This is a genomic window from Candidatus Omnitrophota bacterium, assembly GCA_028712255.1.
GTDB lineage: Bacteria > Omnitrophota > Gorgyraeia > Gygaellales > Profunditerraquicolaceae > UBA6249.
Genome location: JAQTQJ010000024.1, coordinates 1 through 10,473 on the forward strand (window position 1 = coordinate 1; position 10,473 = coordinate 10,473).

At 41.4% G+C, this 10,473-nt stretch carries 1 protein-coding gene; it reads right to left on the bottom strand.

The window, feature by feature from the left end; translation table 11 throughout:
• On the bottom strand, positions 1-10,473 hold a 10,473-nt coding region (locus PHC29_08485; protein MDD5109514.1), incomplete at both ends, for an ElyC/SanA/YdcF family protein.

Sequence of the window (10,473 nt, forward strand, 5' to 3'; positions counted from 1 at the left end):
ATACGCTCTTCTTTTATCCTCTTTGCGTATTTTATCTTAATTTGTTCGACTACTACCTTGCTCTTTAAACCTCCATTCGCTATCTCTATGGCTATTTTCTGCGATTTCGGGTCGAGCAATGCCTCTTTGATGGTCAAACTTAAAATACTTAATTCTTCAATCGTTTTCCTAACGATCCCTGATAGAAGTTTTAATAAAGATCCTTCATTTCTTATAATTTCGCTGAAGAACATATCCAGGGCCGCTACAGACTCATTCTTGATTGGCTCCGAAGATAATCTGTACGGGCCGCTGGGTAAATTATGAGTGATCTCGACATTAAGCTTCTCATTCTTGACCCAGTCGCCTATTGTTGGGATTCTAAACTCGTATTTCAGGTCTTTTGACGGCGACCAAATAAATTCCTTGCCGGCAACTAAATTATCCCAGTCTGCCTCCCTGCTGGGAATAATCAAACTGCGGATTAGGTTAGATATAAATAACGGTTTGCCAAAAACTGCTTCTTTGCGGTATTCCATGCCTTTGCTTTCCATATAACTCTTTATGCTCTCGTCAAGCCTTGCTTTTTTCTCTTCGATTAAGTTTTCTGCTGAATCTATCGGTGAGCTGGAGAAGCCTGCTTGGAATGGGCTATTTGCGGATAAGGGAAGGACTGCATCTTCTACTGGAGGAGCGGCGGCAGGATGATTCTCAAGATCAATTATTCCGCGTAATCTCTTTTGATAACTATTTGTTGCTACTATAGCACCGGTAGTTAAAGAATTTGCAAGGTTATTTTGATTCAATAATTTATTAATAAGAAGCTTGAAATTATCATCAATCTGGATTAAGAGAGCTTTGGCTTTTGCGCTATTCGGAAGCCGATTATAAACGTTTTCGCTTCTAATTTCTGATGTTTCTATAATATTACCTCTGTTTATCCTATAAACTCTTCCATAAGGAAATAAGCTTGCTAGATGTATCTTTTTATCCTGGACCATTAATTCTTGCCTCATTCTAACGAATAAATCTCCCTCTAACGGGCTTAATCTTCCATTAAAGGTTATGGCAAAATCGATATCTTTGGTATCAACGATTCTGCCCTGGCTAAGATTCACAGCAAAACCACCTGTTAAATAAGCCTTAAAGCGGTAATCAACGGCATACCTATCTAATACTACCAATGCCTTGATTACTTTTTCTAATTGGTTACGGACAATACCGGCTTCTAGAGGCGAACTAGACTTGTAATTTATTTTTACGTATTTACTATCGCTAAAACTATCGCAAGGAATAACTTTGCTGGATAAAAGTAACAACTTAGATACATTAACTTTTCCAAATTGCTCTTCTCGATAAAATTTGATTTTTTCGTATAACCTGCGAAATTGTTCCGGCTCTATAGGCTTTGCTAAGCTGGCAAAAGATATATGTAAAAACGGCGTTCTGCGATTTTTATCAACATATATATCTCCTAAGGTCTTTCTTAATTCAAAAATCGTCTCGTCTTCAACATGGCCCTGGACAAAAATTGTTCCATTTGATCCTAAATTCAATCCTTTAAAATTATAGCCTAGATTCCTACCTTTAAGTATCTCTACCAGGTTAACTTCAAACTCTGGCAATATTTTATGAACCGGATAGGATAATTTTAATTCCTTTAACTCCTCTATGTCATTATATGGAATATCGTAAACGGGGACAAAAACAGTAGAATGTAATAATTCCTTAGGCGTAAACTCTAATTCAGCAAAATCCTTTTCTAAATCTTCTTTTATTTGAACCAATTTAGTCAGCATTTCCTTAGAAAATTCGGTAGAAGGAACAACGCAGGTAACATAGAAAAGCTTTCTCTTTCCAGATGGCTTGGGCGTTTGATTATTGGCTACCATCTCACTAGTAGCTTGCCACTGACTTTCGTACGTTTCTTCTAACTCTCTGCTGCTAGTCACTTTCTTAAAAACTGGGGCGTTAGCTTCTTGTATCGGGTTAGAAGAATTTTTTCCATAATATCCTTTAGCGAATACTTTGTTAGTAGGATCATCCAAATGATCCGCCACCAGACGCCCATCTTTAATATAGATTGCTGCTTTGCAGTCATGGATAATCGCTCCGGTTCCCGATACATAGGCTATTTTAATCGAACCATCTTCATTATAAATGGGTTCGTTATTACCGTCTCTCTGTTCATTCGGTAAGATTCCCCTTTCAATAAAAAGATCCTCTCCTCTCACTCTGGCTAGGGCATGTACTCCCTTAAGCCAGGTAATATCACCAGTAGGAATCTCTGGAGAAATAACTCCATTCTTTACTTTGATAGCCATAGGTAATTCTTCTTCTGCCAGAACGCGTAATAAATCTTCGATCACATAGTAGCCATAGAGGCGGTTGTATGGAATCCCACGCATACCTTGAGTCCGAATAAGCTCTTCCTGGGTAAGCTTGTCAAATTTAGCGGTTATCCTGCTGTCTTTTGCTGCTAATCCTTCAACCAAAAGAAGCAATTTATTATCTAGGGTTAAGGCTAAACCACCTTTCTGTCCGGTAGGATTAGCCATCATTTCAAAATAAGCATTAACTTTTGAATCTTGAGATATGGCGCTTAAAAAAGAACCGAACATCTGAATATCCATGGAAGTGGTTGGATGTAATAACAAAAGGTCATTGATGCGCCTGATAACTCCGTAGCGGGCACCTTGTCTACTAATATATTCAAATACAGGCACGTCTAGGCCTATTGTTTCCGGCTTTCCGGTATTTGTATCGCGTCTTCCGGTAAGGATATAAGCATTTGGTCCTTTAATCCAAGCTAATTCAATAAAAGCATACCCATGGCTCCAAGATAACTTGGCAAGAGTTGGATTTTGCGACACAGCCAAGAGGCCATTTTGATCAAATTCAAAACCAGGGCCGTATCCGCCATTTACAAATATAACATTTTTAGGATTAAAGAAATTAAAGAACGGCTCTCCTGTTAAACGGCTCACCCCTAAGAATAGTTCCAGAATATCTTTTTCAATATTATCGGAGACGCTTACAATAAGTTTTAAATTCTGAGCAATAGTTTTTACTTCTTGAGCGCTTAGCCCCATTTTCTTTAAATCCAAAATACCCTGTTGCAATGCAAGTATTTGCCGCGCCCCGAATCCGATACGAAGTGCATAAGAGGGGGTACCCACAATAAGTCCCATTGCTTGAGCTATTTCCCAAACATCAATATTGGCAAGTTTAAGCCTGTCCCGGGGAATATTTATACCTAATGAAACTAAGCTATCATGCATACGGTTCCCCTCCCCTGCAATAGGCATCTGAGTTACCAGTTCACCTTTTAAGAGCGATTTGATTGCTTTTTCATCATTCTGGAGTTCTTCGATAAACGGCTCGGTAGGGGCCACGCTTAAATCATCAAGTATATCAAGCACTCTCCGGGCATTTAACGCATCTACATGACTGGCTAATTCTTCATTGACGGCTTTATCTGAAGTAACTTTTAACTTCCGATCTAATTCAAACATTGCTTGCGCCCTTTCGGCAATAAGCTGATTGAGGTTCCGCCCTACCATTAAAGGAGTATATTTATCCTTAAGCGCTTCGATTAATGAAGGATTGACCGGAGAGCTAGATAAGCTAAGATTAGGATAATATTTTCTGATTACCGCATTTACTCGGTCAATAATATCAATGGGAATGGTTAATTTTGTCTTTTTTATTGTAACCGAAGTATGCTTATCTCCATCATCATAACTATTACCTGGCTCATCCCACTCGTAAAGCTTAACCCGGCCATAAAATTTAACATTAATCTCATCACTCAATCCTTCTGGCAAATGATCGTACGAATAATTAAAGCTTCCGTAACTATCTGTGGTATCTTCCCATTTACGCTCAGGCAGATTAATAACTACGGAAGAAAGAATCACCATATCTTTATCTCTGGAGTCTGGATATGGGCCCTGTTTTACTTCTAAAAGTTTGGTATCCTCTAAGAATTCAACTTGGTGAGCTTCGGTAAGGTATATAGAGTCTCCTGCTTGGAGAATAACTGAATTGATATACTCGCCTTCTACAGTATAAATAAATACTTTGATTTTACCTTCCAGCACATGCACAAACTCCTGCCTAGGCTTGCTCCCAAACGAATTAGGGCCTTCAACGGCAGTATGATAGTGTAAATCTCCTCGAGTGCCTTTCTTACGCTCAAAACAGCTTACGGCAAAAGGTTCAGCCATATCCGTGAATACCTCAAAACCCTGCGGTTGATGATTCTTTCTTATCACCACGCCTAAAGGATTATTATCTTTGGTAATCTTTTCAACCGGGCTGCTGGATATCGTTATTTTCATATCTTTAAGATACAGTCTGCCATCTTGATTCTTATAGAACTGATCGTCATTATCAACTATAAGGGCGATGTCTTCAGGTATATTATTTAGATCAATTACCTTTGAAGTCCTATTGTCAATGGCGATATTTCCTTCAAGGATAGCGCCGGTTAAAATTACGGCCTCGCCGGTAATGGTAGGAGATACAGGCGAAGAAGTAGCTCCCGGAGGAGCCCGGGTAGCCAGGCGGATATGGGCAGCTTCGGTTAAAGCTAATGCTCTATCGGTTGAGGCTAAACGGCTAGTAGTGAAACCAGCAAGCAGAGAACCAAGGGGGCTACTAGCTGACTGTTTGCTTTTATAATCTTTCAGTGTTTTAAAAATAGCTCGTGCCTCGGTTTTTACTCTTGCATCCTTATCTGACGCCACAATCATATCAAGATGGATTATGATATCATTCTTAAAAGTCTCTACTGGCAAAAATTCTCCAGCATCGCATATCTTCTCAGGGTTACTTATAATAACCCTTAAACCCCTTAAGGATTCCCAACGGATAAATGCACTGTTATGTTTCAAGCCAGATAGGAATAATTTTAAACCATGCCCGCCTTTATCTAAAAGCCTAATAATAGACGCTGCTATCCGCTGTAACATATAATCATTACCCCTAAGAGCACTAACAAGGCCGGGAATCGCATTTTTTCTTGCCTCCATTATTTTACAGACATATTTACCGATTAATCTTTCATAAAAACCTATATTATATAAATCATTTACCTTGACCTGCTCAACATGCTTTATTTTCTGTAAAGTAGTAAATGTGCCTACATATCGCATATAAATTCCACTAAGACCTCCCACCGGGCTGCTGGAGATTGATTTTCTTTTCAACTCATTAATTCTTTCGTCTATAAACAGGGCTGCTGTTCCAATAATGATATCTTCGGGAACCCTAGCTATTTCCTTATTTATCCAGCCATTGTAGCTATATTCAATCAGTCTTTCTATTTCGCCCCAAACGAAAGTAACGAATTTGCAGAATTCATCACTATTCATAGCTGATACATCCGGTATATACGGAGAGTAATTTATACATTCAACGCGTCCAAAATAAGTGCTCTCTCTTGTAAAATCCTGGACAAAATTAGCCCATGACCTTCTCTGGGAGATTGGAGTCTGAAATAAAACAACCGACTTAGGCGTAATATTTTCATTTTTAAGGATACTGATGATATTGACTATATTTGCACCCGTGTTAGTAGCTTCTTTATCAAGGGGCAGAAAAGCCTTTTCAGGTACGCCCATCTTAACCATTATATCTTTAAAGACTTCAGCTTCCGTTTTGTCCCAATCCTGATTTCCCCACCTGCCTCTATTTCCGGAAAGAATTACCTTCGACGCATAACCTTGATTATAAATTCTAGCTGCTGCCTGAGGAACGCGCAAATCAGGACTGCCTAATACCATTAATAAATCAGCTTGTTTTAATTCTTGCTGCACTGATAAGAAACTAACTATTTTCTGCATCTTAAGCCGCTTATTTAAGCTATCCACCGGTAACGAAGTAGTTAACCCAACAACTGAAGTAAATTTTTTACCGTTGCATTCACTTCTCAATATTCTTTCTATCTCTGCAATTCGGGTAGGCGTAATCTCTACCGGCGAGGAAGAGTAAACGGCCTCTCCATAAACACCTTCTTCCAACTTTATTTCGTCTGCTGAAGGCGCGTTGTCGTCTGTCGGCATACGCGAAGCTGCCCTCTGTAATGCGCTGCGAGGGGCGGCAGCTAAGGCAAGATAATTACTCAACATAGGTATCAAGGAAGAGGTATAGGTTTTCTCGCGGGCATTCCGGACAATAGATACGTAGAGATCATCATAGACGGCCCTATTGGTTTTCCTTAATGTAAACACCTCTTTAAGCTTGGCTGATAAAATATCCTCTAAGGCAACCGCCCTAGGATTAACTTCAAGTCCAACAACCCTGCCGTTAGCTTTATGCCAGACATAAAGCTCGGAGGCCTTCTCAATATTGTTGACAACGCTCAAGATATCCGCAACCCAAGCATCCAGGCCATCTTTGAATCTTCCCAAGCCGCCGACATTGGAGACAAACGGCGCAGCGCCATGAACACTTGCTTCGTCTACCATAAGATTGTAACCTTCCCTGAAGGAAAAAGCGATAAACGGCATATGATGGATAGCGGCGTATTTATAAAGAGCGGCTATATACCTATCCTCAAGAGTAAGGGGAATAAGCCGGATTCTCCTTCTCAACTTTGCGTCATAACTCCTGATGATATTCTTCAGGAGGTCAATATGCTCCTTAACTTCCGGGTCATCATTGGCAGCCCCTAAGAATATGGCAAAATCAACGTCTTCTTCAATAAAGCCTTCTTTAACCCCGCGCTCAAATGACCTTAAACCCGTAATAAGCCCTTTCCAGTAATCCGCGCGGGCGCCTAAAACAATAGCTGGCTTATTGGGATTGATTGGCCCAAGGCCTAAATCCTTAACTAATCCATTCTTTTCTAAAAGCTCATTAATGGCCAAAATCCCCTTATGCATTTCTGTTTCTGTAATTGGCGCGTTTTTGGCAGCTAAAACATCTATGCCCGGATATTGGCTAAATACGTTGGCGCGCAGCTCGGTATTTAAGCTGTCCGGAGCAAGATACGGCTGGAAGAGTACAATATCATTTTCATCCAGGTATTTAAGATAACTGAGGATTTCTTTCCAGGCTTTAACAGCACTGGGGACCTGTTTCCTGATGCCGGCAATATCAATATGCAGCCTCCAGCAAATACGCGCCTGAGGATTAATTTCTTTAATATATTTAATCAAAGGTGCCACCTGTGGATCCTCGATAAAGAAACGGCCAACGGTTTTATCGCTAAAAACGTCTCTTAAAATATAGGCGTTATCCTGGTTAACTTCTTCCCAAAACGCCATACCTTTATCCTCTAAATCCACATTGTTACCCTGAATACTATTATGTATACCTTTGGTTACGCCCTGGAAGTCTTTTTTAGAAGGATAAACGATATGCCATTCAGCTTCAATACCAGCCTGTTTTAAAAGTGGCCCTGCTGTTTTCCACATCTCAGCTACGCCTCCACCAACATAAGTTGCGTTGATAATGACGATTTTATTCTTACCTTGCGCCTTAAGAGAATTGACTACGCGCTGCAGGAAACCAAATAATTCCGTTGCCTGGCCATTCTTAAGTACTTTCTCATAAGCACTCCTATAGGCTTCAAGCGGCTTAGTGGCAAGATAATTGTAGCGGAATTTAAGGGCTTGGCGGATTGCTGCGGCATCAACACTTGATAATTCTTTTAAAGCATTAATGTTATTCCGCCAGCCGGCATCACCGTTAGCAAAGAAAGTATCCTTAATAATACGCACGTCCTCTAAATCTACCATAGAGGAAGAATAAGTGTATTTATCGGGAGTAATGGATGATAAGGCAGTTACCGGAGGAGCCCGGCTAGTTAAGCGGACATGGGCGGATTCGGTTAAGGCTAAGGTTCTATCGGTTGTGGATAAACGGCTGGAGGTTAGGATATTGACCAAGGATCCGAGAGCAAGCGGACTGGAGGATGCGCCGGAGGAACCATTACCATTAATATGATTAATGAGCCTCTCTTGGGTAGTATGGTTATCTTTACTACGCCAAGCCTGCTCAACAACTTCTATCTGCTTATTTACATGGCGAGCCGCTTTTTGAACAGTGTTAAAATATGCGGTGCGGAGATTTATTTTCTCTTGTTTTTGCCCGTAGTTTTTTATATCCTTGATAAAACTTGCCACGCGGGCCCGCCAGAGGCATTCAAAGACTTCAACCAAATCCCTTAAGCGGTATTCCTTGTATTTCTCTATCATAGAAATAGTTATAACGAAAATTCTAGCATAGAGGTCCTCGGATATCTTAAAATTATCTTTATTCTTTTCATCGGCCTGAACATCTATCTGCTGGGCTATCTCCTTTCCCAAAACCTCTCTTATAAAACTCTTGTATCTTAGATATCCCTTCTTGAATTTATCGTATACCACGTCAAAGTTCAAGTCCAGCTCGGGAGGCAACTTAAGCCGCAACTCTTCCGGCCCTAGCTGGCCTACGCCCTCTATCTCCTGGTTGAGGTTATCCTGGATAAATCCGGCATTCATCTCCAGGGCCCGGTAAGCCGACATCAATACCTGTTCAAACATTATCCTTAGATTATCTACTTCCAGAATGACCTTGCCGCCTTCGATCGTTATCTCCTCAAACGGCGGAAGATTACCAAGGGCGGTATGGCAATCGATTCTCTTCTGCTCCTCGGAGTAGGCGAATATCCTCTCTCTTAAAGCATCCTGGTTGTCTATGGCAAAAATATAACTTCCGTTGCGTTTTATCAGTATCTTTGCCTTGTGCAGTTCCCTTATCTGTTCGTCGGTTAAATATTCTCTCCTCATCCGGGCGCTCTCTTTGTGGAGTTTTTCACCCAGGGCAGTTTCAAAAAGGGTGGCGCCGGTAGCCACGCTTATCCAGGTGGCTACGTTATCGTATCCGAACCTTAAAAAGTTTTGATCTTCCCACAGGCTTTCCTTGTCCAAAATAGTCCTGACTAATTCTATGGAAAATCCAAAATCGCCGCCTATCGGCTGTTGAATCCTCCGGCGGTAGAATACTTCACTCCAGATACGCATTAAAAATTTGGTAATGGTAGCATCGTATATCGACCTTGTATAATAAGGTAAAACAAAAACTTTATCATTACCCTCATTTATCCTGGTATCGAGAGCCGGCTCCAATAACTCCTTAACCCAGCGAGGGCTTATTCCCTTTATTTCGTCTTCGGCTTCCATTTCCTCTATATCTTTTATGCTCAGCTTGATCCAGTCTATGGGCTGCTCCTGGGAAGGTTGCCCCTTATACATAGTCCATAAGTCGGCATCGACATGGAGCATGGCTTTTACGTTGAGCCGGTCGGCAACTCCAAACATCCATCTTACGCTGTTTCCCTTGCCGGTACTCTTATCTACCTGAATTATCAGGTAATCTACGTCTTTAGATCTTCCCTGCGTCGCTTCCTCTATGAGGACTTGCATAGCTTTCTCCCCGGCAGCGCCCCCGGCTATCGGCCCGACAGCCATGATTAGACCGCGGCCTTGCCCGGCGTAATATTTATCAAGACCGTCACTTAGAGTATTTAAGACATGCCCAGCGGTATCATATTCGTCATAAAAGGTTATCCCTAAAAGTTTATCGACTTTGATTCCTGCTGTTTCAAGAGCCAGGGCAAGTATGTCTACCGACTGATCAAAATCCCTCTGGGATTTTTGCTTACGGCTTTCTTTAGAAAAACGACCTTTCTGGACCGATTTTCCGGAAGCCAGCCGGTTTATGTCAACTTCTTCAATGATATTGTTTATATCCCTGCCGTTAAAGACCCCTTTTATTCTTATGGGGGTGGTAATCGGACTCGAGGAATACTTCTCGGGATTAATGATCATATCCTTGTATTCAGGGTGATTCTGGATGTATTGGTAACCTAAATGCGGTAGATAGACTAAGTTCTCTATCTTGCCTTTACCGGCTAAAGCATCCCGGACAGCAGTGGCTGAGGCATTGCCTACGCCTTCTACGAAGATAAGGTCTAAGGTGCTTTGGATCTTCTCTGTTACTGCGCCGCGCTGGATAAAGATCGGGGATATGGTATGAAGCAGATTATTAAAGCCAAAGCTATTGGTTTGCGGCAATTCTTCTAACTTTTGGATGGTGTCAGCTGCAGGATTCATTCCGTATTGCTTGACCCATTCCTCATAGCGCTGAGTACCTTTAAGCATATCCTGAGGAGCCTGAATTGTACCTTCAATGACAGTGCCGTCACTAATAACCCGGGAGATCTTGTTCTTGGACCATCTATTGTAATGGTCCCCGCCAACCAGATAGAAAAGATCGATCTTCTGGGTAGGGCTGAGGCTTAATATCCTGAAGATATCTAACTCCCCATATTCGCTTATGTTCTCAGAAAAGCCGAAGAACGGAGCGAACATATTCAGCTGCTTCCTGCCTAATTCATAGCGGTAGGGCTCAGTGGCTTTAAGCAGGGGTTTACGTTCGTCTTTTCCGCTCTGGATATCAAAGATGACCTTGTCCAGTTTTTGTTCGGCAATCGCCTTTAGG